This is a genomic window from Burkholderia sp. LMU1-1-1.1, assembly GCF_040675865.1.
Classification (GTDB): Bacteria; Pseudomonadota; Gammaproteobacteria; order Burkholderiales; family Burkholderiaceae_D; genus Rugamonas.
In genome coordinates, this window is the sequence record NZ_JBEGHG010000020.1 from 38,761 (window position 1) to 64,027 (window position 25,267).

Consider the following 25,267-nt stretch of genomic DNA (forward strand, 5'->3'; position numbering starts at 1 on the left):
ATGAGCAGCAACGTAACATTGAAAGAAATCACCGGTCACAACTTCGAGGCCTTCATGGCCATGGAGCTGCCCGAACACCAACGCGATTACATCGCCAGCAATGCCTTCTCGATCGCGCAGGCCAAGTTCTACGCCGATTACATCCCGCGCGGCATCTACTGCGACGGCGAGCCGGCGGGCTTCCTGCTGTACGACCGCCAGTCGAACGACAATCCCGGTGAATATGGCATCTACCGCTTCATGGTGGACTTCCCCCGCCAGGGAAAGGGCATAGGCCGGCGCGCGATGGAACTGCTGCTGGAAGAGCTCAGGGCCAAGCCGGACGTCAAGCTGATCACGATTTGCTACAAGCCGGGCAACGTCGCCGCGCGGACGTTCTACCAAAGCTTCGGCTTCGAGGAGACCGGCCTGGACGAGATCGGCGAGATGATCGCGGTGATCAAGGTGGCGGATTAGCGCGGCACATCCGCCACGTGCGCCTCACCTTAAAACATCCCGCTTCAACTCGATGATCTGACTGTGCATGTAAGTGACCGAGCCCTTCATCTGCGCGGACAATTGCGGAATGTTGGCGCACACCCGCTTGGCGCGCTCGGCCATCAATTCCATATCGCGGATCAGCTTGTGGATGCGCTGCCCGTCCTGCGACAGCAAGATCTCGCGCGCCGTGTCCGACAGCCGGTCCACGCGCTGGATGCTGTCGCGCAGCTCGCTCGGAAGATTGGGCTCGGCGGAACTCGCCTGCGCCGCCTGGCCTATCGCTTGCTCAAGTAAATGGAACCGGTGCTCGATGTCGTTCGTTTGCAGCATGGTGACTCCTCCCTGTAGGATCAGGCACAGGCGTGCCAGTGCAGATTCGACCCTCGCCAATACCGCCAGTTTCAGCCACCGCGTCCGCCCATTGACGCACGTCAGACCGCCATCGAAATCGCCGCGCCCCCGGATGAGCCAGCTGTGCTACGCACGCCGAGCCGCATCTGTTAGTATTAATTAACAAAGCCCGCACCCCAGAACGGACATGGACAGCCACCAGTACTCCGCACACCTCCGCGACCCCGAACACCAGCCGTTGGAGCAGTTTTTCGCCCACAGTCCCTATTTCGCTTTTTCGATCGACGAAGGCGGCGGTCTGCTGTGGTTCAACGGCCACACCCGCTCCGCGCTCGGCCCCATCGCGGACGTGGCGCCGGCCGCCTCGCTGTATGCGACCTGGTCGGTGCCCATGCTCAAGGACGAGGCGCTGCCGACGGCGCGCGCGCGCGGCTACTGGCGCGGCGAGCTGGAGCTGGTTGGCGCCGGCGGCGTTCCGCACATGGTCACGCAGACGGTGGAATGGCGCCGCGCCACGCCGCACCAGCCGGGCCAATACCTGTGCCTGTCGTATCCGCTCGACGACTACGACGTGTTCGAGTCGCGACTGCGCTTCAAGCACCTGTTCGAAGCCCATCCGCAACCGATGTGGGTGTATGACTTGCAAACGCTACGCTTCCTGGTCGTCAACGCCGCCGCCGTCGCCCACTACGGCTACACGGAGGCCGAATTCCTGCAGATGACGATCAAGGACATCCGCCCGCCCGAACAGCTCGAGCGGCTGGAACGCAACCTGGCCGCCGCCCCGGTCAAGGGCGCCGAGCGCGCCGGCAGCTGGACCCACGTCAAGCGCGACGGCAGCCATATCGAGGTCGAGATCTCGTCGCATTCGGTGACCATCGCCGGCCACCCGTCGCGCTTCGTCGTCGTCCACGACGTCACCGAACAATTGCAAATGGCGGCCGAGCTGCACGCCTCGCGCGAGCTCAAGAACCTGGTCATCAACCAGATCCCGCACCAGATTTTCTGGAAGGGGCTCGACGGCAACTACCTCGGCGGCAACGAAGTGTTCGCCCGCGCCGCCGGACTCGCTAGCACCTCACAAGTGGCCGGCAAGCGCGACGAGCAGCTGCCGTGCGCGCACAACGCCGAGGCCATCCGTGCCGAGGACAGCGTCATCGTCGCCACCGGCCGGCCGCAGCTGGACCGCCAGGACCACATGACGCTGGCCGACGGCACGGTGCACTGGTTCCTGATCAACAAGCTGCCGTTCCACGACCAGCACGGCAACATCATCGGCGTGCTGGGCATGATCGAGGACATCAGCGAACGCAAACAGAACGAGATGATGCTGCAATTGCGCGGCCGCGCGCTCGAAGCCAGCGTCAACGCCATCGTCATCACCGCGCACGGGCCGGACGGCGACCTGATCGAGTACGCCAACCCCGCCTTCGCCCGCCTGTTCGGCCACAGCGGCGCCGACGCCAACGGCCGGCGCCTGGATCAGTTGCTCGGCAATGAAGAGCACAGCGACGACGGCGAGGCGCTGCGCGCGGCGCTGCAATCGCGTCTCGAGGTGACCTTGTTGATGGGCGCGCGCCATCGCGATGGCACGCCGCTGTGGACCCAGCTGCATCTGGCGCCGGTGCACACCGGCGCGGAGATCACCCACCACGTCTGCGTGCTGACCGACCTGACCGAAACCATCAACTACCAGGAGCAGCTGGAGCACCAGGCCAGCCACGACGCGCTGACCGGCCTGCCCAACCGCGCGCTGTTCGGCGACCGCATGGCGCAGGCCATCAGCTACGCCCAGCGCTACGGCCATGGCGTGTGGGTCGCGTTCATCGACCTCGACAACTTCAAGCTGGTCAACGACAGCGAAGGCCACCAGGCCGGCGACGAGCTGCTGTGCACCATCGGCGCCCGCCTGAGCGCCTGCCTCGACACGAGCGACACCGTCGCCCGGCTCGGCGGCGACGAGTTCCTGCTGCTGATGCCGGACGCCGACGGCCGCGCCATGTCGCTGTTGCTCGAGCGCGTGCTCGACGCCGTCAGCGCGCCGGTGGCGCTGGGCAAGCAGCTGTTCACCGTCACCTGCAGCATCGGCGTCAGCGTCTACCCCAACGACGGCGCCGAACCGCAGCAACTTCTCAAGCACGCCGACATCGCCATGTACCGCGCCAAGGAGGCCGGGCGCAACCAGATCCAGTTCTACGAGGCGGCCATGCACACGCGCATCGCCGAGCGCACCATGATCGAGGCCGAGCTGCGCCACGCGCTGCCGCGCAACGAATTGAGCTTGCAATACCAGCCCAAGGTCGATTTGCGCAGCGGCGCCGTGGTGGGCATGGAGGCGCTGCTGCGCTGGCACCATCCGGCCATGGGCGTGGTGTCGCCGGCGCGTTTCATCGGCGTGGCCGAGGAGACCGGCATGATCGTGGCGATCGGCCGCTGGGTGCTGCGCACCGCCTGCGCGCAGAACAAGGCCTGGCAGGCGGCGGGACTGACGCCGCTGCGGGTGGCGGTCAACCTGTCGGCGCGCCAGTTCCGCGATCCGGCCTTGACCGGCGAGATCCTGGCGGCCCTGCACGACAGCGGCCTGGAGGCGCAGTACCTGGAACTGGAACTGACCGAGAGCCTGATGATGCACAACGTCGGCGAGGCGGTGGAAGTGGTCGAGCAACTCAAGCGGCTCGGCATCGCGCTGTCGATCGACGACTTCGGCACCGGCTATTCGAGCCTGGCCTACCTGAAGCAGTTCCCGGTCGACTACCTGAAGATCGACCAGTCCTTCACGCGCGAGATGCTGACCGAGCCGAAGGTGGCGGCGATCGTGCGCTCGGTACTGGCGCTCGGCCACAGCCTGGGCTTCAAGGTGATCGCCGAGGGTGTCGAAACCGAGGCCCAGCTGGCCTACCTGCGGCGCCACGGCTGCGACGAGATGCAGGGTTACTTCTTCAGCAAGCCGCTGCTGCCGGGCGACTTCGCCGAGTTGCTGCGGCAGGAACGCGGCCTGGCGCCGCAGTTGAGCTCGGCACAGCGCCAGCAGCAGACCTTGCTGCTACTGGACGACGAATCGTCGATCCGCTCGTCGCTGAAACGGCTGTTCCGGGTGGACGGCTACCATATCCTGAGCGCCGAGACGGCCGAGCAGGCGTTCGACATGCTCGCCATGAACGAGGTGCAGGTGGTCATCAGCGACCAGCGCATGCCGGGCATGAACGGCACCGAATTCCTCAGCCGGGTCAAGAACATGTACCCGGGCACGATACGCATCATCCTGTCCGGCTACGCCGACCTGGAATCGGTGCTCAACGCCATCAACCGCGGCGAGATCTACCGCTTCTACACCAAGCCATGGGACGACGAGACCTTGCGCGAGAACATACGGGAAGCGTTCGAATACCACCGGCTGCTGCATGCCGACGACGACGGTCGGGAACCGCCGGAATAGACCGCGGGGACCACGGCGCGGTACTTGCAACAAAGATAAATCGCAGCCAGCGGCCCGGCTACAATGCCGGCCATGAAACTACAACGTCAAAAGCGTTGGCCGGGCTTGCTTCTGACCGGCGTCGCGCACCTCGCGGTGCTTTGTTTTTTCCTGCAAAGCCAACGTGTGGCGAACGCCCCCCGCGCTCCACGCGACGCGATTCAATGGCTGCTGCCTGTGCCGAAAGTGGCAGCGCCGCGCGTGGCGGCACCGGCGCCCCGCATCAAGACGCAGCCCGCCGCGCCCCGGAAGTTTTCTCCGATCGCAGAGCCCGTGTCGGCGGCGCCGATCGCGCCAAGCGAAAGCACGCCAGCGCCAGCTCCCTACGATCCCTTCGCGCAAACACAGGCCGCGCCGCCGCCCGGCACCGACGGCATCCTGGCGCAAGCCAGGCTCGACGCCGGCAAGATCGACAAGGAATTACGCAAGACCTTCCCCATCGCCGAACCGCTGCCGCCGCCCGACAGCAAACAGGCACGGCTGCAACGCGGCTTCGACGCCGCCCACGAGGCGGTGCCGCCGAAATGGTATCAAGGCGCCAGAATGGTGGAGCTCAGCACCCCGGACGGCGAGAACAAGACCCGTACCTACAAAATCATCACCGCCCTGCTGACCTATTGCATCAACATCCATCCGGACGGCAGGAAGAGCTACACCGAGTGTCCGCGCTAATTATTTTTCGGCCGCGCCCAGCGGCGCCAAGCGCCGCAGGCGCAGCGCCACCAGCATCGCCAGCGTCAGCGCCAGGCCCAGCACCATCACCACGCCGGGCCAGCCGTCGCGGCCCCACATGACGCCGGTGGCCGAACCGATCACGCTCGAGCCAAGGTAATAGAAGAACAGGTACAGCGCCGACGCCAGCGCCTTGCTGGTGGTCGCGCGCCGCCCGACCCAGCTGCTGGCCACCGAGTGCGTGGCGAAGAAGCCGTAGGTGAACAGCGCCACGCCGGCCACGATCAGCGGCAGCCAATTGGACAAGGTCAGCAGCAAGCCGACGATCATGATGGCCATCACCGCCCACAACACATGGCGGCGGCCGAAGCGGTCGGCCAGGCGCCCGGCCCAGACCGAGCTGTAGATCCCCAGCAGATACAGGAACGACACCGCCCCGACCAGGCTATGGTTCAAGCCGAACGGCGCGCCCAGCAGGCGGTAGCCGATGTAGTTGTACAGGCTGACGAAAGCGCCCATCAGCAGGAAGGCCAGCGCGAACAGCCACGGCATGCCCGGATCGGACAGATGGAGTTTGAAACCCGAGGCCATCGAGCGCACGCCGCCGCCGGACGGCACGAAATGACGCGAGGCCGGCAGGCTGCGCCAGAATTCCCATGCCGCCAGCACGCCGGCCACCCCGACCGCGCCGACCGCCAGCCGCCACGAAAAATGGTCGCTCAGCACCGACGTGATGACGCGCCCCGCCATGCCGCCGAAGGCGCTGCCGCTGATGTACAGGCCCATCGACAAGCCCAGCGAACCCGGCTCAATCTCCTCGCCCAGGTAGGCCATGGCGATGGCCGGCATGCCGCCCAGCGCGATGCCGAGCAACGCGCGCATCGCCAACAATTGCGGATAGTTGTGGGCGAACGCGCTCAGTATCGTCATCAGCGCGGCGATCGCCATCGCGGCCACCATCAGCGGCTTGCGGCCGAGGCGCTCGGACATCGCGCTCGACGCCACCAGCGACAAGGCCAGCGCGGCGGTCGACACCGATAACACCATGCTGCTCTGCGCCGCGCTCAACGCGAACTCGTGGGACAACAACGGCATCAACGGCTGAACGCAGTACAGCAGCGCGAAACAGGAAAAGCCGCCGAAGAACATGGCGCGGTTGCTGCGTTTGAATTCCGTGCTGCCGGCGGCGATGCGTGGCGCCGGGGTGTACGGTGGCGGCGCAACGGGTAAAGCCGAGGCCGACGCTGTGCTTGAAGACATATTGGTATTCCGATGCAAAACTCGATGGTGTCATCTTAGGATTGCACTATACGACTGTCCAATATATATTTAAGTCGTTAGTCATACTTTTAAGAGATAACAAGTCAAGGGTTCAACATTGGAATTACGTCATTTGCGCTACTTCGTCGCGGTCGCCGAGGAGCTGAGCTTTACCCGCGCCGCCGAGCGCCTGCACATCGGTCAACCGCCGCTGAGCCACCAGATCCAGATGCTGGAAGCGGAAGTGGGCGCTCAGTTACTGGAGCGCAGCAAGCGCTGGGTGCGCCTGACGGAAGCCGGAAAACTGTTCCTGGACGATGCGCGCCGCGTGCTGTCGCTGTCGGAACAGGCGGTGCAGACGGCACGCCGGGCCGAGCGTGGCGAGGCCGGGGAATTGCGCGTCGGCTTTACGTTTTCGACGCCGCTGACGCCGCTGTTCGCGACCGTCATCAACCGCTACCGCCAGCGCTATCCCGGCGTCACCCTGACCTTGCATGAACGATCGACGCTGGCGCAGATCAACGCGCTGGCCAGCCGCGAGCTCGATCTGGGGCTGGTGCGGCCGCCGGAGTCGGCGCTGCCCGAGGCGGTGATGACGACCGAGTTGCGGCGTGATCCGCTGGTGATGGTACTGCCGGAGGAGCATCCGTTGGCGGCCCGGGAAACGTTGCGGATCAGCGATCTGGAGGGGCAGCCACTGGTGATGTATCCGAAGACGGCCGGCACCGGCATCCACCCGCAGATTTTCCGGCTGTGCCGCGCGGCCGGGTTCGAGCCGACGATCGCGATGGAGGCCGGCGAGGCGTCGACGATGGCGGGATTGGTGGCGGCGGGGTTCGGGATCGCGGTGTTGCCGAGTTCGTTCGACATCATCCGCTTGAGCGGGGTGCTGTACCGGCCGCTGGCGGACAAGGATGCGACCACGGCGCTGCTGCTGGCGCAGCGCAAGGACGAGATATCGCCGCTGGTGGCCGCGTTCAGGGCGATCGCGTTGGAGGCCGCAAGCGGGTGAGCCGCCGTCAGCCCATCCGTCAATTACGAATAATCGGCGTCCAACTCCGACCCGGCATAATTCTCCAGCTCGGCGAACAAGGTCTTCATCGCGGTGCGCCCCTTGATATGCTGAATCACGGTACAAGTCTGGCGATAACTCTCGATCCGGTCCAACAACACCGGATGATGCTGCACCGGCACCTTGGCCACCAGCGCCGCCCAACCCTCCTCGTAATCCGGCTTGTTCTTGCGCACCGATTTGACGAAACGCTCGAACTCCTTCTGTCCGGTGCGCGCGACCACCCTGCCCCCGCCCTCGATCGCGAAGATGATCGCCAGCGCGATCACGCCCTCGGCATTCAAATCCGTATCGCTGACCGGCCCCTCGGTGTTGTGCCGGCGCAGCCACCCGGCCAGCCGCACGATCGCCTGCACCTCCTTGCGCTGCTTTAGCATGACCGAATACCGGTCGCCGCCGTTCCAGTTCTGGTTCGGATCGGTCTGGCACAGCTCGATGAACAGGTCGCGCAGCCGGCGCGCCGAATACACCGGATCGGTGTCGTATTCGCCGACCAGGGTATCCTCCGGCAACGCCGACAGCTCCTTGATCATCCGGAAACCGATCTGGAAAGCATGCTCGGCGCCGTGCTCGATCAGATAATCCAGCGCCGCCAGATCCGTATCGTTCGGGATCACATGATCGAGCCCCAGCGACACCCCGCCCACCGTCAACTGCAGCGCCTTCTGGATGCCCTCGGCGGTGCGGTCGTTGGTGAACTTTTCGGCCACCATCGCCGTGATGCCGGTCAGCTCGTCGGCCAGCGCATAGGCGGCGTCATCGTCCGGATGGGTCGCCAGTTGCTGGATCGCGCGCGTCAGGCGCGGCAAATTCTCTACTACTAATGCTGGAAGCATCGATTCGGTATCCTTCGAATATTCCATCAAGAGAAGATGCCGGTGCCGACGCTGCGGCGCGAACCCGCCTTGGCGCTGCGTGTCGACGGTACCTGCTTGCGCAAGCGGTACAGCAATTCCTTGGTCGAACGCTGCAGGAAGGTCGGCTCGTCGTCCGGGTCGTCGCTGAACTCCGCGTCGGCCAGGTCGGCGCTGTGGCGGAACTCGGGGAACAGCTCGAACAGCGAGCGGTCCCAGCCGTCTTCCGAGGCTTGCGCCAACGCGATCGCCAGCGGCACGACGTCGTTGTCGGACGAGGTCTGGCCGGTCAGGTACGGGCCCTTGGCGATGATCTCGCCGGCCACCTCCAGGATTTCCTTCGGCGCCATCGAGAACAGGATGGCGAAGATGGTGGCGCCGTGGTCGGTCGCCGAGGCGGCCTGCAGCAGTTCGCTGCGGCGCTCCTCGTCGTCGGTCGAGAACACCACGCCGTGCACATGCGCGAACAGCGATTCGGCGATGCGCTCCGGGTCGTCCTCGATCAGGTCGTCCTGCCAGGTCGCGGCGAAGAAGGCCAGGCTGTCGGCCCAGGCCTTCGGCGGCACCAGCAGGGTCGCCAGCGACATCTTGCCGCCGTCGAAGCCGGCCATGTGCAGCGCCGTCACTTGCGGCGGGATGTTACTCAACACTTCCACCACCGCCAGGTCGCCGAACTGGTCGGCCGCTTCGGCGAAGGCTTGCTCGGCGTGGCCCAGCGAGCCGGCCAGCACCAGTTCGGTCACTTGCTTGCTCAGCGCGGGCAGATTGCTTTTGTTTTCGTCGGACATGGTTTAATCCTCCTTGTCGAACATTTGGGCGAAGTCGTCGGTCGCGTTGTCTTCGTCCGCGACATCGTCGCCGTCGTCGTTGGCCGACAGTTGTTCCAGCGATTGGTCGTCGTCGTCCCACTTGCGCGGGTTCTTGAACAGGAAGGCGGTGATGATCGCCTGGCGCGCCAGCTCCGGCAGGTTCTCTTCCAGCGCCGCGTACATCTGTTGCGCAGCCTCGCCTTTGCACGAGGCCATCGTGAACACGCGGGCGGGGTCGCCGAACTCGTAATCCTGGGCTTCGGCCAGCAGGCCTTTCGGGTCGCTGAACTCGATGTGGTCGACCAGGGCGAAGGCCAGCATGTTGACATCCTCGATGCCGCCGCCGCTGGCGTACTCGGACACCAGCGCGTCGATCATGCGCTGGTAGTTCTTGCGGTCGGGCGGATCGCCCAGAATGCCTTCGATCTGGCCTTCCAGTTCGCGCGATTGATAGGCGAATTCGGGGTGTACTTTTCTCATTGCTTGCTTTCGTTTTTTGATGCTGTGTATATGTGTTTGGGCCGCTGGCGGAGCGTGGCCGATTACGGCGTGCCGCCTAATCTGCCCTACGTGTTTTAGTGGCCACGTCGGTCCACAGGTTCAGGCTGGCGGTAAGACGGTGCCGTGCAGGTTGAACACCGAGCGCCATAACTGGTACGCTTCCGCCTCCGAATCGATGATGATGCGGTGGTTCACGCTTTGGTTGTATTCCTCGCGCTTGACCGGGTCCGACAGGATCTCGTAGGCCTTGGTGATGCTTTTGAAGCGCGCCTCGGCGCCGGGTGCCTGGTTGCGGTCCGGGTGAAAGCGCATCGCCAGCGAACGGTATATCTTTTTGATCTCGTCTTCGGTGGCGTTAGGCGCGATACCCAGCGTGTTGTAATGATTTTCCATCTTGGAAACTCCCTGGGGCCGTTATGCCGAACAATTAAAGGCGAATTATACCCGTCGCACCAGCGGCTATCCCGGCCGGGCCGCCGCGACGCAGCATTTCCCCTCAGCCCACGGAGGGGATACGGTAAAATGCCCTTCACACGAACTCTTGCAAAGCCCACTTTTCAGATGAGCAACGAAAAAAACAGCCCAGCGCCCGCCTTACCGTCCAACTTCCTGCGCGCGATCATCGATCACGACCAGGCCGCCGGCACCCACGTGCGCGCAGGCATGCCTAGTGTAATCACCCGCTTCCCGCCCGAGCCGAACGGCTACCTGCACATCGGTCACGCCAAGTCGATCTGCCTGAACTTCGGCCTCGCGCGCGACTACCAGGGCCGCTGCAACCTGCGCTTCGACGACACCAACCCGGCCAAGGAAGAGCAGGAATACGTCGATACCATCATCGACAGCGTCAAGTGGCTGGGGTTCGACTACGACTACCCAAAGGCCGACGGCGGCGTCGAGCACCACTTGCACTACGCCAGCGACTACTTCGACCAGCTGTACGCGATGGCCGAGTACCTGATCGGCAAGGGCTATGCCTACGTCGACAGCCAGTCGGCCGATGATATGGCGGCCAATCGCGGCAATTTCAACACGCCTGGCAAGAATTCGCCGTTCCGCGACCGTCCGCGCGAGGAATCGCTGCAAATCTTCCGCGACATGAAAGCCGGCAAATACGCCGACGGCGAGCACATCCTGCGTGCCAAAATCAGCGAGGACGCCATGTCCTCGCCGAACATGAACATGCGCGACCCGGCCATCTACCGCATCCGCCACGCCCACCACGTGCGTACCGGCGACGCCTGGTGCATCTATCCGATGTACGACTACACGCACCCGATCTCGGACGCGCTGGAGAACATTACCCATTCGCTGTGCACGCTGGAATTCCAGGACCACCGCCCGTTCTACGACTGGCTGCTGGAAACACTGGCCGAAGGCGGCTTCTTCACGCTGCCGCTGCCGCGCCAGTACGAGTTCTCGCGCCTGAACCTGACCTACGTCGTCACCAGCAAGCGCAAGCTGCGCCAGCTGGTCGAGGACGGCATCGTCAGCGGCTGGGACGATCCGCGCATGCCGACCATCGTCGGCCTGCGCCGGCGCGGCTACACGCCGGAGGCGATCCAGCTGTTCTGCGAGCGCATCGGCGTGACCAAGTCCGACGGCTGGATCGACATGAGTACGCTGGAAGGCTGCCTGCGCGAGGATCTCGATCCGAAGGCGCCGCGCGCCACCGCCGTGCTGCGTCCGCTCAAGCTAATCATCGACAACTATCCCGAGGGCCAGAGCGAGGAATGCACGTCGCCGGTCCACCCGCACCACCCCGAAATGGGCGTGCGCACCTTCCCCATCACGCGCGAGCTGTGGATCGAGGAGGAGGACTTCATGGAAGTGCCGAGCAAGGGCTATTTCCGCTACTACCCGCCGATCGACGACAAGCCGGGCAGCCGCGTGCGCCTGCGCCACGGCTACGTGACCGAATGCACCGGTTTCGACAAGGATGAGAACGGCAAAGTGGTCGCTGTCCATGTCAATTACTTCCAGGACTCCAAGTCGGGCACGCCCGGTTCGGACAACTACAAGGTCAAGGGCAATATCCACTGGGTGTCCGCCGCCACCGCGCTGCAGGCCGAAGTGCGCCTGTTCGACCGCCTGTTCACCGACGCCCAGCCGGACGCCGGCGGCAAGGAATTCCTGTCGTTGCTCAATCCGAACGCCAAGGAAGTGGTCACCGCCTATCTGGAGCCGGGCATGAGCGCGGCCCTGCCGGACCAGCGTTTCCAGTTCGAACGGCACGGCTACTTCGTCGCCGACCGCGTCGACTCGAGCGCCGGCAAACCGGTGTTCAACCGCATCGTGACGCTAAAAGACAGCTTCGTCGCCAAATAAGGCTTTTGTCGACCATAAGACCGGCGCCCTCCGCGAGGAGGCGCCGGTTTTTTCATCCCCGTGCCGGAAAAGCGTCCAGGACAAATGGCGTTATTTATAAAATTACTTGACTAGCATTAGCAATATTTTCTATATTCAAGTAAGGTGGAAATCACGGAAGTTGCTTGAAAGGCAATCGGAATGGAGGTACTTCTCGCGCAGCGACAAATGTTTTCCCCGCCAAAATCCGTCTGGTGGGCGGGCATCATGCTGTCTCTGGGCGTGGGCGCGCTGTGCTATGTCGCCGCCTATAAAATGGTCGAGTACGACGCCGGCGAGCGCTTCATGCACCAGGCGCGCAACGCCCAGTACCACATCAGCTCGCGCATCGACACCTATGCGGACGTGCTGCGCGCGACGGCCAGCTACTTCGACGCCAGCGGCAAGGTCGAACGCGAAGACTTCCATCGTTTCGTGCGCGGACTGAAACTGTCGACCCAGTTCCCCGCCCTCGTCAGCATCAATTACGCCGAGTACATCACCGAAGCGCAGCGCGAGGATTTCGAAAAGGTATCGCGCCGCAGCGGCGACGGCACCCCCAACGGCTATCCCGACTATGTCATCCAGCCGACCGGCCACCGCGCCGACTATTCGGTCATCACGATGATCGAGCCGATCGCGGCGTTCCGCTGGCGGGTCGGGCTCGATATCACGCACAAACCGGCGGTGGCGCAGGCGCTGGCCAACGCGCGCGACACCGGCGAGATCAGCACGTCCGGCAAGCAGATCGACATGGACAGCTTCGGCCAGGGCGGCGGCATGGCGATCCGGCTGCCGCTGTACCGCAAGGATATGCCGCTGACCACCACCGAGGAGCGCCGCGCCGCCTACCGGGGTTCGGTCGGCATCGGCTTCAGCGTGCCGCGCCTGGTGCAGCTGGCGATGGACCAGATGCAAGTGCGCGACGTGCGCCTGCGCCTGTACGATGGCGGCGAAAGCAGCGACCGCTCATCGGCGGCGTCGGCGCCCGCCTTATTGTTCGACAACAAGGCCAACGGCGGCGACAATGTGCGCCCCGCCGACCAGTTCGGCATCGTGCTGCCGCTGACGTTCAACGGCCGCCAATGGCATGCCCATTTCAGCGCGCCCAAGGCGGCCTGGTCCAGCCGCTTCGACCTGTTCCTGCCGTGGCTGGCCATGCTGGCCGGTTTTATCGGCTCGCTGCTGTTCTACTTGCTGATCCACACGCTATCGTCGTCGCGCATGCGGGCGATCAAGATGGCCAAGGTCATGACCAAGGAACTGCGCGACAGCCAGGCCAAGCTGCAGCAGTCGCACCACAAGCTGCGCCGGCTGGCCGCGCACGCCGACCAGATCAAGGAGCAGGAGCGCAAGCGCATCGCGCGCGAGATCCATGACGACCTGGGCCAGAACCTGCTGGTGCTGCGCATCGAGGCCGACATGCTGGCCACCCGTACCCGGCACCGCCATCCGCGCCTGCACGCCCGCGCGAAAAGCACGCTCAGCCAGATCGACAGCACCATCAAAAGCGTGCGCCACATCATCAACGATCTGCGTCCTAACGTGCTGGATTTGGGCCTGAACGCCGCCGTCGAATGGCAGATCGCCCAGTTCCGCCAGCGCTCCGGCATGGTGTGCGAGCTGATCGAGCACCAGCGCGATATCCGCATCGACGACCATTGCGCCACCGCCTTCTTCCGCGTGTTGCAGGAATCGCTGAGCAATATCATCCAGCACGCGCACGCCAGCCTGGTCCGGGTGGAATTGCGGCAGGCCGGCGGCATGCTGAGCATGACCATCACCGACAACGGTGTCGGCATGCGGGCAAGCAATCGCAACAAGGTGGGGTCGTTCGGCCTGGTCGGCATCGAGGAGCGCATCAGCTTGCTCGGAGGGGTCTGCTCCATCATCGGCAGCCCCAATGCCGGCACCACGGTCGCCATCTCGGTGCCGATCGACCACGTCCCCCCGGCCTCCAACGACGATATCAACGATATCAACGACTCCGGCCACCTGACCGCCAACGTCATCGCCTGACTACCCTCCTGTTTGCCACGTCGGGACTAGGATAAGTCATCGGCGTGTAGGAATTTCCTCAATAACATTGATAAATATCAAATGTGAAGAAGCAAAGTTAGGCAAAAATCAATTGCTTCGCAATGTTTCTTAACCCGTATCAATTTAGAGGAGATGTCCATGAACATCATCAACGCCCTGGATCTGGACCCAATCAAGGTCAAGCTGATGCATAAAGAATCCGGCGAAGGCTGGTCGCTGGAACGTGCCAACGCTGTCGAGTTCGAATATCGCCGGTTCCTGACGCTGATGAAAAAATACCCCCACGAACAGACCTCGCCACTGGTCGACGTGGACACGTTCTGGCACTACCATATCCTCGACACGATGAAGTACGCCGCCGATTGCGAGGCCGTGTTCGGCTACTTCCTGCACCACTTCCCATACGTCGGCATGCGCGGCGAAGAAGACGAAGCGGCGCTGGCGCGCATTGGGCAGCGGATGAAGGAACTGTACGAAGCGGAATTCGGCGAGGACTATGTGCGTCCGGCGAAGCGCGCCTTCGAAGGCGCGACCCAAGCCAACGCCTTCTGCGGCTCGCCTGAAATGCAGGCAAATGCCTTCTGCGGCTCGCCTGAAAAACAAGCAAACGCCTTCTGTGGCTCGCCCGAGAAGCAGGCCAACGCCTTCTGCGGCTCGCCTGAAAAACAAGCAAACGCCTTCTGCGGCTCTCCCGAGAAGCAAGCCAACGCCTTCTGCGGCTCCCCTGAAAAACAAGCCAATGCCTTCTGCGGCTCACCCGAGAAGCAAGCCAACGCCTTCTGCGGCTCGCCAGAGAAGCAAGCCAATGCGTTTTGTGGTTCGCCCGAAAAACAGGCCAACGCGTTTTGTGGCAGCCCAGAAAAGCAGGCCAACGCGTTTTGCGGCTCTCCCGAAGAGAAAGTCGCATTTTGCGGCAGCCCGGAGAAAGCCGTATCCGCAAAAGTCCCCAACCAGCCCGGCCTGTTCAGCGGCCGTCCCAGCCTGAGCTAAGAAGCAACCGGCGGCGGCCACAAAACCGGGCGCCCGTCTAAACCACGTAGGGCGGATTAGCGAAGCGTAATCCGCCATCTGTGGTCCGACGGCGGCGCCAGAGGCCACCAAAATTAAGCCACGCCACCGCGCGGCATGATTAAAAAAGTGGCATACTCTGAACTCCACCGTCTTGGGAGCTCATCATGGCCGTCAACTCAGTCGCCTCAAACAGCGCCGCAGTCCAATCAACGCCGCCGCCGCGCCAGGCGGAACCGGTCCAGGCCGCGCCCAAGCCTGCCGAGCAAGCGGCGCCACCGGCACCGCCGCCGCAGCAAGCGGCAACCGCGCCCACCGTCAACAGCAACGGCCAGCGCATCGGCACGACGATCAGCACGTCAGCGTAAGCGAACCCAACCAAGGCAGGCCGATCAAAACCGGACCCACCTAAGACAACGGCGCGTCACCGAGAGGTGCGCGCCGTTGTCTTTTTTGTTGGTCGCCTATCAGGCCGCCATCAGTTCGCGCAGCTCGCGGATGCTGAAATCGCTGATCTCGTGCATACGGATCAGGATGGTCGCACCAATCGGGAGCGTGTTGTGGCGAATTTTGCTGATGACTGGAGGTGCTACTTCCAGCGCGCGCGACAGCGCAGCATCGTTTTTCAGTTGCAGCTTTTCGATGATGGCGTCGAGGACGCGGTTCGGATTGTAGGTTGGGGATGCGGTGATTTCTTTGATAGACATAATGTTTAAGTAGGTTCGTAGCCGTTTTCGCAAAAAAACGACACATGGGTAAATAAAATTATTAGCTCAATTACCAGTGAAGCACTACAAAACGCGAACGTTTATGCCGGTTTTTAGTGCCTAGCCGCGATAATACACGTTTTTGTTAACGAACGGCTAACCCGAGCTGTTTTTGTGTGAGATTTTGATAGATTTTACACCCATTTCTTATGCTAGGAAGAAATTTGTTGCAAGAAAAGGTATAAAACATTGTAAAGTTTTGTAGCAACTCAGTTGAGGCGGCTGAGGCCGGAGGCGCGGAAACACCATTCGACGGCCATCAGGGTGGCCAGTTGCGCGATGGTGCTTGGCAGAAAGATGGTCGAGGCCGACCCGAAGCCAACGTGGCTGGACGGACTGCGCCAGCCCAACTGACGACGGATTTCTTCTGGTGTCGGTGGCGGACGGCGGGCGCACTCACGCAGTTGCATGTAGGCACGAACCTGCTCTTTCGTCGGATGCAAAGTGGCTGGCATACGCGAGCTCCTCTTAGAGATACAACGATATCGCATCAAGCGCTGATTTGTTTGATGCGCGTCAAGCAAGTCATCTTAATAGTTTGACACAGAAAGCTGACATCGGGCTTGCACTGGTATAAGTCTCGGTATCTTTTTACACCTTTTTGTCGGGCAACTACAAGCGCCGCGGCGCTGCTATGTGCGGGTAGCCACGCTCGACGTGATCCGGTCGTTTAAAATGACGTTTTCCCGCCTCCGGCCGGACCACCAACCGCAATCCAACAACACTTAAGGCGCCCATGACCTACGAAGAATTCCTCGATGAGGTAACCACCCTGCTGCACGAGATCTACGACCTCGACGATGCGGCCGCGATCAAGCTGGTGGTCGACGCGCAGGACGCCGATTATTTCGTCGCGCACGACGACAAGGAAGAGATGCGCACGGTTGAACAGGCGAAGAAAGACGCCACCGCGCTCTACGAAGCCAAACAGAACCGGAATCAGACCCAGCGCAAGCAGCAGTTGCGCAAGGTGCAGCAGAAGAAATAAGCAAAGAAATAAGCAACCATCGGGCGGCCGGGCCGCCGCCCGCCACCATCACATCCCCGCCAGCATCCCCGCCACCGTCGGATAGCGCAGCCGCACCCCCAGCTCCCGCTTGATGCGTCCGTTGCTCAGCCTGCGCGATTCGGACATAAACGACAGCAGCGCCGGCGTGATCACCTGTTGCAATTCGGCACGCGGCAAACGCGGCGGCCGTTGCATGCCGAAAGCGTCCGCCACCGCGTCGAAGTATTCCGCCATCTTCATATCGCTGTCATCGACCGCGTGGTAGATACGGTTTGGCAAGCCGCCAAACAGCGCGCTGACGATGATCGCGGCCAGGTCGTCGGCATGGATGTGGTTGGTATACACATCCTCGGCGGCCAGCAAGGCCGGCGTGCCCTGTTGCAAGCGCTTGATCGGCAGCCGCTCGGCTCCATAAATCCCCGGCACGCGCAGTATGGACAGGTCCGAACCGGCACGCACGGCCCAACGCCGCAGCACCGACTCCGCATCGACCCGGCGCGTGGCCCGGGGGTTGCGCGGCGCTACCGGACGGCTCTCGTCAAACAACGCTCCGCCACAATCGCCGTACACCCCGGTGGTGCTGACATAAACCATGCGGCCTTGCTCGGGTAAAATGGCGGTCAGGTTACGTGTGCGCCGGTCCAACGCGCCCTCGGCCGGCGGCGGCGCCAGGTGCACCACGTATCGGGCCAGTCCGGCCAGGCGCCGCAGGCTGGCCGGATGGTCGAGATCGGCCACCAGCGGCACGGCGCCCAGCGCGCGCAATTCGGCGCGGCGCTCGGGTTGGCTGGTGGTGGCGAACACGCGGAAATGGCGCCGCAGCAGCGGCACCAGGCGCATGCCGACGTCGCCGCAGCCGACGATCAGCAGACGCGGCCGGTTGAATGCGTGGGAATGGTTATTGATTAGCTTGATGTTTTTCATTCGAAGGATTGTATGACGTTTCAAATTACTGTACAGCCTAGCGGCCACCAATTCAGCTGCGAGGAAGACGAAACCGTGCTGGCGGCCGCCATCCGCGCCGGTGTCGGCCTGCCCTACGGCTGCAAGAACGGCGCCTGCAGTTCCTGCCGCGGCAAGGTCCTGTCCGGCTCGGTGACGCACAAGGCCCACCAGGAACGCGCGCTGAGCAAGGCGGACGAGGCGGCCGGCTACTCGCTGTTCTGCTGCGCCACCGCGCACGCAGACCTGGTGATCGAAGCGCGCGAAGTGGCCGGCAGCGACGACTATCCTATCCGCAAGATGCCATCGCGCGTCGCGACACTGGAAAAAGTGGCGCCGGACGTGGTCGTGATGACCCTGCAATTGCCGGCCAACGAAACGCTGAAATTCCGCGCCGGCCAGTATATCGAATTCATGCTGCGCGACGGCAAGCGCCGCAGCTACAGCCTGGCGTCGCCGCCGGACCAGGACCAGCCGCTGACCCTGCACATCCGCCACATGCCGGGCGGCCTGTTCACCGACCAGGTGTTCACCACGATGAAGGAGCGCGACATCCTGCGCTTCGAAGGCCCGATGGGCACCTTCTTCGTGCGCGAGGATACCGACAAGCCGATGGTGCTGCTCGCCTCCGGCACCGGCTTCGCGCCGATCAAGGCCATCGTCGAACATCTGCGCGCGCAGGACTCGCAGCGTCCGATGACCCTGTACTGGGGCGGCCGCCGCCCGCAGGACCTGTACATGGACGCGCTGTGCCGCCAGTGGGAAGCGATCCTGCCCAACTTCAAGTACGTGCCGGTGATCTCGGCCGCGCTGCCGGAGGACAACTGGAGCGGCCGCACCGGCTACGTGCACGCGGCCGTCATGGCCGACCTGCCCGACCTGTCCGGCCACCAGGTGTACGCCTGCGGCGCGCCGGTGATGGTCGACTCGGCCAAGCAGGACTTTGTCGCGCAATGCCGCCTGCCGGAGGAGGAATTCTACGCCGACGCCTTCACCACGGAAGCCGACATCAACAAACCGTAACAGCATCCAACCGGGAGCGGACTGGGATGCGGAGTCCCAGGACCCCGCTCCCAGAAAGCCCCAATGTCAGACAGTACCGCCTCTTCAAACGCTAGCAATGGTTTCAGCGTTCTGCGCCACCGCAACTTCACCCTGTACTTAAGCGCCCGCACCCTCGCCACCCTCGCCGTCCAGATGCAGAACGTCGCCATCGGCTGGCAGGTGTATTCGATGACGCACAATCTGTTCGACCTCGGCCTGATCGGCCTGGCGCAGTTCGCGCCCTTCCTGCTGCTGATCCTGATCGCCGGCCACGCCGCCGACCGCTACGACCGCCGCAACCTGATCGCCATCGCGCTCGCCGCCCAGCTGCTATGCGGGCTGACCTTGCTGGCCTTCACCATGGCCGGACTCAGCACCGTGTGGCCGGTGTTCGCCGTGCTGGTGCTGTTCGGCAGCGCGCGCGCCTTCATGGGGCCGGCCACCCAGGCCATCCTGGTCAACCTGGTGCCGCCGGAAAGCTTCAGCAAGGCCGTCGCGCTGAGCTCGTCTAGCTTCCACGTGGCCGTGATCCTCGGGCCGACCCTCGGCGGCCTGTTCTACCTGGCGGGACCGAAAACGGTGTATATGATTTCCTCGGCGCTGCTGGTCGCCGCCGTGGTGATGATGTGCATGGTCAAATCGGTCAAGCAGCCCAGCAACCGCGAACCGGCCACCTGGCACACGGTGCTGGAAGGCCTGCGGTTCGTGCGCTCGCGCCCGGTGGTGCTGGGCGCCATCTCGCTCGACCTGTTCGCCGTGCTGTTCGGCGGCGCCACCGCGCTGCTGCCGGCGCTGGCGCACGACGTGCTGCACGTTGGTCCGACCGGGCTGGGCATGCTGCGCACCGCGCCCGGCGCCGGCGCCGCGCTGTGCTCGATCGCGCTGGCCTTCTTCCCGATCACGCGCCGGGTCGGCATGTGGATGTTCGGCGGCGTGGCCGTGTTCGGCGCCGGCACGCTGGTGCTCGGCGCCACCTCCACCTTCATCGTCGCGCTGGTGGCGCTGTTCCTGATGGGCGCCGGCGACATGATCAGCGTCTACGTGCGGCACCTGCTGGTGCAATATGAAACGCCGGACGCGATACGCGGCCGTGTCAGCGCCGTCAACTCGGTGTTCATCGGCGCCTCCAACGAACTGGGCGAATTCGAATCGGGCGTCACCGCCGGCTGGATGGGCCTGACCCGCGCCGTCCTGTTCGGCGGCGCCGCCACCCTGGCGGTGACGGGACTGTGGGCCTGGCTGTTCCCGGTCCTGTCGCGCATGGACCGCTTCCCGCATGAGGACAAAAAATGAAATCCCTGCCGAACTTCCTACCCAAAATAGCGCACAGCCGCCCCCACCTGACCTTGGCCATCGTGATCGGGGCGGTGGTGCTGCCCTTGCTGCCAGGGCACTGGCGCTGGCTCAGCCGCGTGCTGACGGCGTGGGATGTGACGGTCTGGGTCTATCTGACGACGATGGGATGGATGATGCTGCGCGCCGACCAGCACGACATCAAGCGCGCCGCCTGCCGCCAGGACGAGAAAGGGCCGGTGATTCTGGCGACCTTGTCGATCGCCGTGATGATCAGCTTGGCCGCCATCGTCTCGCAGCTGACCACGCTCAAGGACGCGCCGCATGCCGATCTGGCGATGCACTACGGCTTCGTGGTGCTGACCTTGACGGGTTCCTGGTTCATGGTGGGCGTGATGTTCTGCTCGCACTACGCGCACCTGTACTACACCCACGCCGGCGGCGAGCCGCCGCTGGGCTTCCCGGACCGCCACCTGAAGCCGAATTACTGGGACTTCCTGTATTTCTCGTTCACGATCTCGGTGGCGGTGCAGACCTCGGACGTGACCGTGCGCTGCCGGCGCATGCGCAAGGTGGTGCTAGGGCAGTCGGTGCTGTGCTTCTTCTACAACCTGGCGATACTCGGTCTTTCCATCAATATTGCAGCGTCGCTCATCAACGGTTAGCTACTTAACGAGAACCTAAGGCAAAAAGGAGTAATATTGATTCGCAGTTCAACAACACAGGAGCAAGCATATGCAGATCAATATTAATTCCGACAAAACCATCGATCGCAACGCGGGTCTGGACGAGCATGTGCAATCAGTCGTGAGCAACGCGCTTCATCGCTTCGGTGAGCAGATCACCAGCGTGGAAGTGCACCTGAGCGACAATGTGGGTCAAAAATCAGTCGACGGCGACAACCGCGTCCTGATGGAAGCCCGGGTTACCGGATACAAGCCTATCGCCGTGAGCGACCATGCCGCCACGCTGCACCAATCGATCGGCGGCGCCGCCGACAAACTCAAACGCGCGCTCGACAGCGCCCTGGGCCGCCTGCACGACAAGGACAAGCGCCACGCGGCCGATCCTGTTGTCGCCACGGCCGATACGGACGAGGACGAGTAATTTCGGCTTCGTACCGACGCGACGCCATGCCATCGCCCCGGGCCTGCCAAAACGCCACGGAGACACGTAGGGCGGATTAGCGTAGCGTAATCCGCCAAGTTCCGTCGGCGGCTCATGGCGGATTACGCGCTGCGCGCTAATCCGCCCTACGTGTTTTAGAGGATTTCACCGGCCCGTGGCGAGCTCGCGCAAATACCTCAGCCCCCGCACCGAGCGGCTGCCATACCACGACATCATCTCCCCATCGACCAGCAGCACCGGCTTGCCCAGCTGCTTCTCCAGCGCAAACGCATGAGCCTCCGTGAATCGATACGGTTCGCTCGACAGCAGCACGCCGTCGACGCCGGCCACCAACTCCGAAGACCACGCGAATTGCGGATACCGCACCTCGCCCAGATCCGGCACGCTCCAGCCGATCTCCTCCAGCATGCGCGCGATATAGGTATCGCGCGAAATCGTCATCCAGGGGTCCTGCCAGATACAGTACAACATCGTCTGCGGCGGCCCCTTGGGCGCCGCCTGCAACAACGCATATTCCGCCTCGAACTCCGCGCACCACGCCTCCGCCGCCGCCGCCCTGCCGAACACCCCGCCCATCAAGCGCGCCAGTTCGAGGTTATCGCGCGGCCGCACCGGATGTGTGACGACAATATTGGGAATAAATTCAGCCAACGCCTCGACGGTCGGTTTTTCATTCTCATCGATATTGACCACGAGATGGGTCGGCGCCAGCTTGCGGATCTTGTCGACGTTGACATCCTTGGTGCCACCCACCTTGGGAATGGCCTGCACGACGTCGGCGGGATGGATACAGAAACCGGTACGTCCCACCAGTTGCTCCGCCAGGCCGAGATCGCACAACAGCTCGGTAATCGACGGCACCAGCGAGACGATGCGCGCGTTCGGGTCCGCCGGGTGCGCAGTGCCGAGCGCATCGATATAAGTCATGAGGTTTTCCGTCTTGATAGCAATGGCAACATTGAAGCACTCCACACCACAACACGCAACAACTACGTGACCCGGCCCCCTCGTTTGGGTATGATGTTTGGGTATCACAAGAATGCCTGCCAGCACAAATCGCTGCGCTATTGAAAGATTATCTTGAAACAGATCAGCACCTTCGGCACGTCCCCCCATCGGATCAGCGACTTGCAGCTGTTGCGCAATGCGAACGATGATGCCGCCATCGCCAAACTGCTGGCGCACTGTCCCATCATGCGGCTGGAAGCGGACGAAGCGGTGATGGACTCGAGCAAGGCGCGGCTCTACATCGTGCTGCGCGGCGCGCTGTCGGTGGCAACGGACACCCGCACCGGCATGGCCGACGGCACCGTCAGCAAGATCCTGCCGGGCGAAAGCGTGGGCGAGCAATCGGTGCTCGACGAGGAAGCCAATCTGTCGAGCATCACCGCGTTGGAGGAAAGCGACGTGCTGGTGATCGAGGCGGAGATCGTCTGGCAATTGATCGATGAATCGAACGTGCTGGCGCGCAATCTGCTGCGCCTGTTGTCGTTCCGTATCCGCGCCGCCAACGCCCAACTGCGCCGGCGCCAGAAACTGGGCGAATTCTACCGCCAGCTGTCGATGATCGACGGCCTGACGGGCCTGTACAACCGCGCCTGGCTCAACGATTTGTTGCCGACCATGATCACCACCGCGCACGGCTCGAACTCGCCGCTGGCGCTGATCATGATCGATCTGGACCACTTTAAACGTTTCAATGACAGCCATGGCCACCTGGCCGGCGACCAGGCATTGCGCGCGGCCGCGCAGGTGCTCAGCGGCGCGCTGCGCCCAACCGATTTCGCCGTGCGCTACGGCGGCGAGGAAATGATGGTGCTGCTGCCGGACACGCAGCGCAAGGTTGCGCTGGCGGTGGCCGAGCGCTTGTGCGAACGGATGCAGCAAGCGGTGGTGTTCAGCGACATGCGCGCGCCGCTGCCGCACATCACCGCCTCGTTCGGCGTCGCGATATTGCAGCCCCACCAGAACGAACAAGACCTGATCGCGGTCGCCGACGCCGCGCTCTACCGCGCCAAGGAACTGGGCCGCAATCAGGTGGCGCAGGAAGAGCTGGCGTAGTCAGCCCGACCCCGCCTACTGCGCCGGAGCGATTAACTCCACGTACTCGTACAACTCGGTCAGAATCCGCTCCGCCCGCTCATCCGCATCCTGCTGCAAATGATCGATCTCACCGAAGAACTGATCGATGCTGCGCGCACCGCCGGCCCCATCGTAAAACCGCGCCGCGCGATGCTGCTCCCAATGCTCCATCTCCGGCTCGGACAAGGTCTCCGGGAAATTACGCGCGCGATACCGGAACAGCAATTCCACCAGGCGCGGATCGTCGAACGACGGCGACGCCACCGCCAATTTCGCGGGCGCCTCCTTGCGCAACGACTCCAGCAAACGCCTATCCTCCTTGCCGATGAAGCCGTTATACAAATCCTCATCGACGTCGAGCTCCGCGCCCGGCGGACGATAAAACACCTGCTCCCATTCGATATCCATATTGCGCCCGGCCGCGGCCAGCGCGGCGAACGCCTTGCCCTGCTCCAGATCGATACCCCACTGGGCGGCCATGGCCGGCGACAACGTCTTCAGGTTCGACACCAGCATCGGCGATTTGTTCAGATGAATGCTCTTCACGGGCAGCCGCGTCATGCCTTCCGGCAGCGCGTCGGCACGCGTGAAGATGCGCGTGCGTATCGTGTCCGCATCCAAGGTGAACAATTCGGTCGGATCGTAGGTGCAATCCCAAACGATGACTTCGTTCTTGTTGGTCGGATGGGTCGCCAGCGGCCACACCAGCGCGATGCAGCCGCGCTCGGCCGGGAACATGCCCGACACGTGCAGGAACGGCGCGCGCAGCTGCGGCGCCAGATGCATGCCGATCTCGTCGGCCACACGGTCCTTCTTGTGCAGCGCGAAGCAGAAGTCGAACAATTTCGGCTGCTTCTGCTTGATCAGCCGCGCCAGCGCGATGGTGGCGCGCACGTCGGATAGCGCGTCGTGCGCCGCCTCGTGCAACAGGCCGTTGGCCTTGGCCAGGTCTTCCAGCCGGAAGCTCGGCTTGCCGTCAGCCTTCTTCGGCCATTCGATGCCTTCGGGACGCAGCGCATACGTCATGCGCACCACGTCGAGCAGATCCCAGCGGCCGCACTGGTTCTGCCATTCGCGCGCGTATGGATCGATCAGGTTACGCCAGAACATGAAGCGGGTGATCTCATCGTCAAAACGAATCGTGTTGTAGCCGACGCCGATCGTACCCGGCTTGGAAAACGCCTGCTCGATGGTGGCGGCGAACTTATGCTCCGGCACGCCCCACTCCAGACACTGCTGCGGCGTGATACCCGTGATCAGGCAAGATTGCGGATCAGGCAAGAAGTCATTGGCCGGCTTGCAATACAACATGATCGGATCGCCGATCTCGTTGAGGTCGGCGTCGGTGCGGATCGCGGCGAATTGCGCCGGGCGATCGCGACGCGTCTGCGCGCCGAAAGTTTCGTAGTCATGCCAGAGAAAAGTCTGTGTGGTCATAGAGGCGCATTCAGGGGGGCTACAGTTATTCTAAAAACTGCCGATAATTCAAAGGTATTCCAACCGGAGCAACATCATGGCTAACCCCGTCTCAGTTACATCAGGCAATACGGCCGCCAGCAAGGCCGCGCCACTCCAGGCGAAGGACGTCCAGGCCAAGGACGACAGCACGATGTCGGTCGGCGCCAAGGCCAAGGCGCAACTTAACGCTTCCATCGTACAAGCTTCTTTGACGGTGTCGTTGAATTCCTCCAACGAACCGATGTCGGTCGTGCTGAAAACGGCGCTGACCGGCATTAACGAGGCGCTCAAGGACCAGTTCGGCGACAACGCCATCGAGAACGCCGTGTCGCAGGACAATACGCCGGAAGGCACCGCGAGCCGCATTGTATCGCTGTCGACCGCATTTTACGATGCGTTCAAGCAGCAGCACCCGGGCGAGGACGAGGAAGTGCTGCTCAACAAGTTCATCGATACCTTGAAAAAGGGTGTCGACCAGGGCTTCGGCGAAGCGCGCGACGTGCTGGAAGGCTTGAAGGTGCTGGGTGGCGAGGTGGCCAGCAACATCGACAAGACCTACGAATTGGTGCAGAAGGGCTTTGAGGATTTCATCGCCTCGCGCCTGGCGAAGCCGGCGGAGACCTTGCCCAAGACCGACAAGGAAGCACCGGCAAACAGGTGATTCCGCGCGGTGCGC

26 protein-coding genes are annotated in these 25,267 nt (G+C 63.1%); 15 read left to right on the forward strand and 11 right to left on the reverse strand.

Annotated features, from left to right (window positions below):
* Positions 1-456 (forward strand): GNAT family N-acetyltransferase, encoded by a 456-nt coding sequence (locus MRBLMU1_RS17590; RefSeq protein WP_363503666.1) that lies wholly within the window; start codon positions 1-3, stop codon positions 454-456.
* A 24-nt stretch (positions 457-480) separates the two neighbouring features.
* On the opposite strand, the gene MRBLMU1_RS17595 is transcribed toward MRBLMU1_RS17590, so the two are convergent.
* On the reverse strand, positions 481-810 hold the full coding sequence (locus MRBLMU1_RS17595; RefSeq protein WP_363503668.1) for a hypothetical protein: 330 nt from the start codon (positions 808-810) through the stop codon (positions 481-483).
* A 208-nt stretch (positions 811-1,018) separates the two neighbouring features.
* Between MRBLMU1_RS17595 and MRBLMU1_RS17600 the strand changes: the two genes are divergently transcribed.
* Entirely contained in the window at positions 1,019-4,267 is a 3,249-nt protein-coding gene (locus tag MRBLMU1_RS17600; RefSeq protein ID WP_363503670.1) for an EAL domain-containing protein, read from the forward strand.
* A 72-nt stretch (positions 4,268-4,339) separates the two neighbouring features.
* Positions 4,340-4,978: a hypothetical protein gene (locus MRBLMU1_RS17605; protein WP_363503672.1), complete on the forward strand. Its 639-nt coding sequence runs from the start codon at positions 4,340-4,342 to the stop codon at positions 4,976-4,978.
* On the opposite strand, the gene MRBLMU1_RS17610 is transcribed toward MRBLMU1_RS17605, so the two are convergent.
* Entirely contained in the window at positions 4,979-6,238 is a 1,260-nt protein-coding gene (locus tag MRBLMU1_RS17610) for an MFS transporter (RefSeq protein WP_363503674.1), read from the reverse strand.
* 118 nt (positions 6,239-6,356) lie between these two features.
* Between MRBLMU1_RS17610 and MRBLMU1_RS17615 the strand changes: the two genes are divergently transcribed.
* On the forward strand, positions 6,357-7,250 hold the full coding sequence (locus MRBLMU1_RS17615; protein ID WP_363503676.1) for a LysR family transcriptional regulator: 894 nt from the start codon (positions 6,357-6,359) through the stop codon (positions 7,248-7,250).
* A gap of 23 nt (positions 7,251-7,273) precedes the next feature.
* Here MRBLMU1_RS17615 and MRBLMU1_RS17620 read toward each other — a convergent pair whose 3' ends face one another.
* From MRBLMU1_RS17620 to MRBLMU1_RS17635, 4 genes are all read right to left on the reverse strand, one after another.
* Positions 7,274-8,146: a hypothetical protein gene (locus MRBLMU1_RS17620; RefSeq protein ID WP_363503678.1), complete on the reverse strand. Its 873-nt coding sequence runs from the start codon at positions 8,144-8,146 to the stop codon at positions 7,274-7,276.
* Between the two features lie 26 nt (positions 8,147-8,172).
* Entirely contained in the window at positions 8,173-8,952 is a 780-nt protein-coding gene (locus MRBLMU1_RS17625; protein WP_315220669.1) for a hypothetical protein, read from the reverse strand.
* Between the two features lie 3 nt (positions 8,953-8,955).
* Positions 8,956-9,453 carry a hypothetical protein gene (locus MRBLMU1_RS17630; protein WP_363503680.1) on the reverse strand — a complete coding sequence of 166 codons (498 nt, stop codon included), beginning with the start codon at positions 9,451-9,453 and terminating at the stop codon, positions 8,956-8,958.
* Between the two features lie 120 nt (positions 9,454-9,573).
* Positions 9,574-9,867: a DnaJ domain-containing protein gene (locus MRBLMU1_RS17635; protein WP_315220665.1), complete on the reverse strand. Its 294-nt coding sequence runs from the start codon at positions 9,865-9,867 to the stop codon at positions 9,574-9,576.
* 168 nt (positions 9,868-10,035) lie between these two features.
* Here MRBLMU1_RS17635 and MRBLMU1_RS17640 point away from each other — a divergent pair, with 168 nt between their 5' ends.
* From MRBLMU1_RS17640 to MRBLMU1_RS17655, 4 genes are all read left to right on the forward strand, one after another.
* The gene (locus MRBLMU1_RS17640) at positions 10,036-11,802 is read left to right on the forward strand and encodes a glutamine--tRNA ligase/YqeY domain fusion protein (protein WP_363503683.1); all 1,767 of its coding nucleotides are present in this window, start codon (positions 10,036-10,038) and stop codon (positions 11,800-11,802) included.
* Between the two features lie 207 nt (positions 11,803-12,009).
* Complete coding sequence (locus tag MRBLMU1_RS17645; protein WP_363503685.1) at positions 12,010-13,839, forward strand: CHASE domain-containing protein; 1,830 nt, start codon at positions 12,010-12,012, stop codon at positions 13,837-13,839.
* Positions 13,840-13,998: 159 nt separating this feature from the next.
* Positions 13,999-14,850: a glycine-rich domain-containing protein gene (locus MRBLMU1_RS17650; protein ID WP_363503687.1), complete on the forward strand. Its 852-nt coding sequence runs from the start codon at positions 13,999-14,001 to the stop codon at positions 14,848-14,850.
* Between the two features lie 185 nt (positions 14,851-15,035).
* A complete protein-coding gene (locus MRBLMU1_RS17655) occupies positions 15,036-15,236 on the forward strand; it encodes a hypothetical protein (RefSeq protein ID WP_363503689.1) in 201 nt (66 codons plus the stop codon).
* Positions 15,237-15,335: 99 nt separating this feature from the next.
* Here the strand turns inward: MRBLMU1_RS17655 and MRBLMU1_RS17660 are convergent, their stop codons facing one another.
* The gene (locus MRBLMU1_RS17660; protein WP_008445950.1) at positions 15,336-15,575 is read right to left on the reverse strand and encodes a hypothetical protein; all 240 of its coding nucleotides are present in this window, start codon (positions 15,573-15,575) and stop codon (positions 15,336-15,338) included.
* Between the two features lie 269 nt (positions 15,576-15,844).
* On the reverse strand, positions 15,845-16,090 hold the full coding sequence (locus MRBLMU1_RS17665; RefSeq protein WP_363503691.1) for a hypothetical protein: 246 nt from the start codon (positions 16,088-16,090) through the stop codon (positions 15,845-15,847).
* Positions 16,091-16,371: 281 nt separating this feature from the next.
* Between MRBLMU1_RS17665 and MRBLMU1_RS17670 the strand changes: the two genes are divergently transcribed.
* Positions 16,372-16,623 carry a hypothetical protein gene (locus MRBLMU1_RS17670; RefSeq protein ID WP_363503693.1) on the forward strand — a complete coding sequence of 84 codons (252 nt, stop codon included), beginning with the start codon at positions 16,372-16,374 and terminating at the stop codon, positions 16,621-16,623.
* A gap of 48 nt (positions 16,624-16,671) precedes the next feature.
* On the opposite strand, the gene MRBLMU1_RS17675 is transcribed toward MRBLMU1_RS17670, so the two are convergent.
* Positions 16,672-17,568: an SDR family oxidoreductase gene (locus tag MRBLMU1_RS17675; RefSeq protein ID WP_363503695.1), complete on the reverse strand. Its 897-nt coding sequence runs from the start codon at positions 17,566-17,568 to the stop codon at positions 16,672-16,674.
* A gap of 12 nt (positions 17,569-17,580) precedes the next feature.
* Here MRBLMU1_RS17675 and MRBLMU1_RS17680 point away from each other — a divergent pair, with 12 nt between their 5' ends.
* The 4 genes from MRBLMU1_RS17680 to MRBLMU1_RS17695 all read left to right on the forward strand — a co-directional run bounded on the left by MRBLMU1_RS17680 (position 17,581) and on the right by MRBLMU1_RS17695 (position 21,030).
* Positions 17,581-18,609 carry a CDP-6-deoxy-delta-3,4-glucoseen reductase gene (locus MRBLMU1_RS17680; protein WP_363503697.1) on the forward strand — a complete coding sequence of 343 codons (1,029 nt, stop codon included), beginning with the start codon at positions 17,581-17,583 and terminating at the stop codon, positions 18,607-18,609.
* Between the two features lie 63 nt (positions 18,610-18,672).
* Complete coding sequence (locus tag MRBLMU1_RS17685) at positions 18,673-19,923, forward strand: MFS transporter (protein ID WP_363503699.1); 1,251 nt, start codon at positions 18,673-18,675, stop codon at positions 19,921-19,923.
* A complete protein-coding gene (locus tag MRBLMU1_RS17690; protein WP_363503701.1) occupies positions 19,920-20,588 on the forward strand; it encodes a DUF1345 domain-containing protein in 669 nt (222 codons plus the stop codon). Before MRBLMU1_RS17685 ends, MRBLMU1_RS17690 begins: the two co-directional genes overlap by 4 nt.
* A 70-nt stretch (positions 20,589-20,658) precedes the next feature.
* Positions 20,659-21,030: an HPF/RaiA family ribosome-associated protein gene (locus MRBLMU1_RS17695; protein WP_363503703.1), complete on the forward strand. Its 372-nt coding sequence runs from the start codon at positions 20,659-20,661 to the stop codon at positions 21,028-21,030.
* Positions 21,031-21,195: 165 nt separating this feature from the next.
* Here MRBLMU1_RS17695 and MRBLMU1_RS17700 read toward each other — a convergent pair whose 3' ends face one another.
* A complete protein-coding gene (locus MRBLMU1_RS17700) occupies positions 21,196-21,978 on the reverse strand; it encodes a helical backbone metal receptor (RefSeq protein WP_363503705.1) in 783 nt (260 codons plus the stop codon).
* 153 nt (positions 21,979-22,131) lie between these two features.
* On the opposite strand from MRBLMU1_RS17700, the gene MRBLMU1_RS17705 reads away from it, so the two are divergent.
* Positions 22,132-23,112 (forward strand): GGDEF domain-containing protein, encoded by a 981-nt coding sequence (locus MRBLMU1_RS17705; protein WP_363503707.1) that lies wholly within the window; start codon positions 22,132-22,134, stop codon positions 23,110-23,112.
* A gap of 15 nt (positions 23,113-23,127) precedes the next feature.
* Here the strand turns inward: MRBLMU1_RS17705 and sbcB are convergent, their stop codons facing one another.
* Entirely contained in the window at positions 23,128-24,570 is a 1,443-nt protein-coding gene (gene sbcB, locus MRBLMU1_RS17710; RefSeq protein ID WP_363503709.1) for an exodeoxyribonuclease I, read from the reverse strand.
* A 76-nt stretch (positions 24,571-24,646) separates the two neighbouring features.
* Between sbcB and MRBLMU1_RS17715 the strand changes: the two genes are divergently transcribed.
* Positions 24,647-25,252, forward strand: a complete 606-nt coding sequence (locus tag MRBLMU1_RS17715) for a DUF5610 domain-containing protein (RefSeq protein ID WP_363503711.1) — start codon at positions 24,647-24,649, stop codon at positions 25,250-25,252.
* Positions 25,253-25,267 lie beyond the last annotated feature (15 nt).

Excerpts from the sequence above, each read along its gene's own strand:
- MRBLMU1_RS17685 (WP_363503699.1), top strand. The coding sequence starts at position 18,673 with ATGTCAGACAGTACCGCCTCTTCAAACGCTAGCAATGGTTTCAGCGTT.
- MRBLMU1_RS17700 (WP_363503705.1), bottom strand. The coding sequence starts at position 21,978 with ATGACTTATATCGATGCGCTCGGCACTGCGCACCCGGCGGACCCGAAC.
- MRBLMU1_RS17625 (WP_315220669.1), bottom strand. The coding sequence starts at position 8,952 with ATGTCCGACGAAAACAAAAGCAATCTGCCCGCGCTGAGCAAGCAAGTG.
- sbcB (WP_363503709.1), bottom strand. The coding sequence starts at position 24,570 with ATGACCACACAGACTTTTCTCTGGCATGACTACGAAACTTTCGGCGCG.
- MRBLMU1_RS17595 (WP_363503668.1), bottom strand. The coding sequence starts at position 810 with ATGCTGCAAACGAACGACATCGAGCACCGGTTCCATTTACTTGAGCAA.
- MRBLMU1_RS17660 (WP_008445950.1), bottom strand. The coding sequence starts at position 15,575 with ATGTCTATCAAAGAAATCACCGCATCCCCAACCTACAATCCGAACCGC.
- MRBLMU1_RS17715 (WP_363503711.1), top strand. The coding sequence starts at position 24,647 with ATGGCTAACCCCGTCTCAGTTACATCAGGCAATACGGCCGCCAGCAAG.
- MRBLMU1_RS17655 (WP_363503689.1), top strand. The coding sequence starts at position 15,036 with ATGGCCGTCAACTCAGTCGCCTCAAACAGCGCCGCAGTCCAATCAACG.
- MRBLMU1_RS17680 (WP_363503697.1), top strand. The coding sequence starts at position 17,581 with ATGACGTTTCAAATTACTGTACAGCCTAGCGGCCACCAATTCAGCTGC.
- MRBLMU1_RS17670 (WP_363503693.1), top strand. The coding sequence starts at position 16,372 with ATGACCTACGAAGAATTCCTCGATGAGGTAACCACCCTGCTGCACGAG.
- MRBLMU1_RS17695 (WP_363503703.1), top strand. The coding sequence starts at position 20,659 with ATGCAGATCAATATTAATTCCGACAAAACCATCGATCGCAACGCGGGT.
- MRBLMU1_RS17605 (WP_363503672.1), top strand. The coding sequence starts at position 4,340 with ATGAAACTACAACGTCAAAAGCGTTGGCCGGGCTTGCTTCTGACCGGC.
- MRBLMU1_RS17640 (WP_363503683.1), top strand. The coding sequence starts at position 10,036 with ATGAGCAACGAAAAAAACAGCCCAGCGCCCGCCTTACCGTCCAACTTC.
- MRBLMU1_RS17675 (WP_363503695.1), bottom strand. The coding sequence starts at position 17,568 with ATGAAAAACATCAAGCTAATCAATAACCATTCCCACGCATTCAACCGG.
- MRBLMU1_RS17650 (WP_363503687.1), top strand. The coding sequence starts at position 13,999 with ATGAACATCATCAACGCCCTGGATCTGGACCCAATCAAGGTCAAGCTG.
- MRBLMU1_RS17600 (WP_363503670.1), top strand. The coding sequence starts at position 1,019 with ATGGACAGCCACCAGTACTCCGCACACCTCCGCGACCCCGAACACCAG.
- MRBLMU1_RS17645 (WP_363503685.1), top strand. The coding sequence starts at position 12,010 with ATGTTTTCCCCGCCAAAATCCGTCTGGTGGGCGGGCATCATGCTGTCT.
- MRBLMU1_RS17590 (WP_363503666.1), top strand. The coding sequence starts at position 1 with ATGAGCAGCAACGTAACATTGAAAGAAATCACCGGTCACAACTTCGAG.
- MRBLMU1_RS17620 (WP_363503678.1), bottom strand. The coding sequence starts at position 8,146 with ATGCTTCCAGCATTAGTAGTAGAGAATTTGCCGCGCCTGACGCGCGCG.
- MRBLMU1_RS17630 (WP_363503680.1), bottom strand. The coding sequence starts at position 9,453 with ATGAGAAAAGTACACCCCGAATTCGCCTATCAATCGCGCGAACTGGAA.
- MRBLMU1_RS17610 (WP_363503674.1), bottom strand. The coding sequence starts at position 6,238 with ATGTCTTCAAGCACAGCGTCGGCCTCGGCTTTACCCGTTGCGCCGCCA.
- MRBLMU1_RS17665 (WP_363503691.1), bottom strand. The coding sequence starts at position 16,090 with ATGCCAGCCACTTTGCATCCGACGAAAGAGCAGGTTCGTGCCTACATG.
- MRBLMU1_RS17690 (WP_363503701.1), top strand. The coding sequence starts at position 19,920 with ATGAAATCCCTGCCGAACTTCCTACCCAAAATAGCGCACAGCCGCCCC.
- MRBLMU1_RS17635 (WP_315220665.1), bottom strand. The coding sequence starts at position 9,867 with ATGGAAAATCATTACAACACGCTGGGTATCGCGCCTAACGCCACCGAA.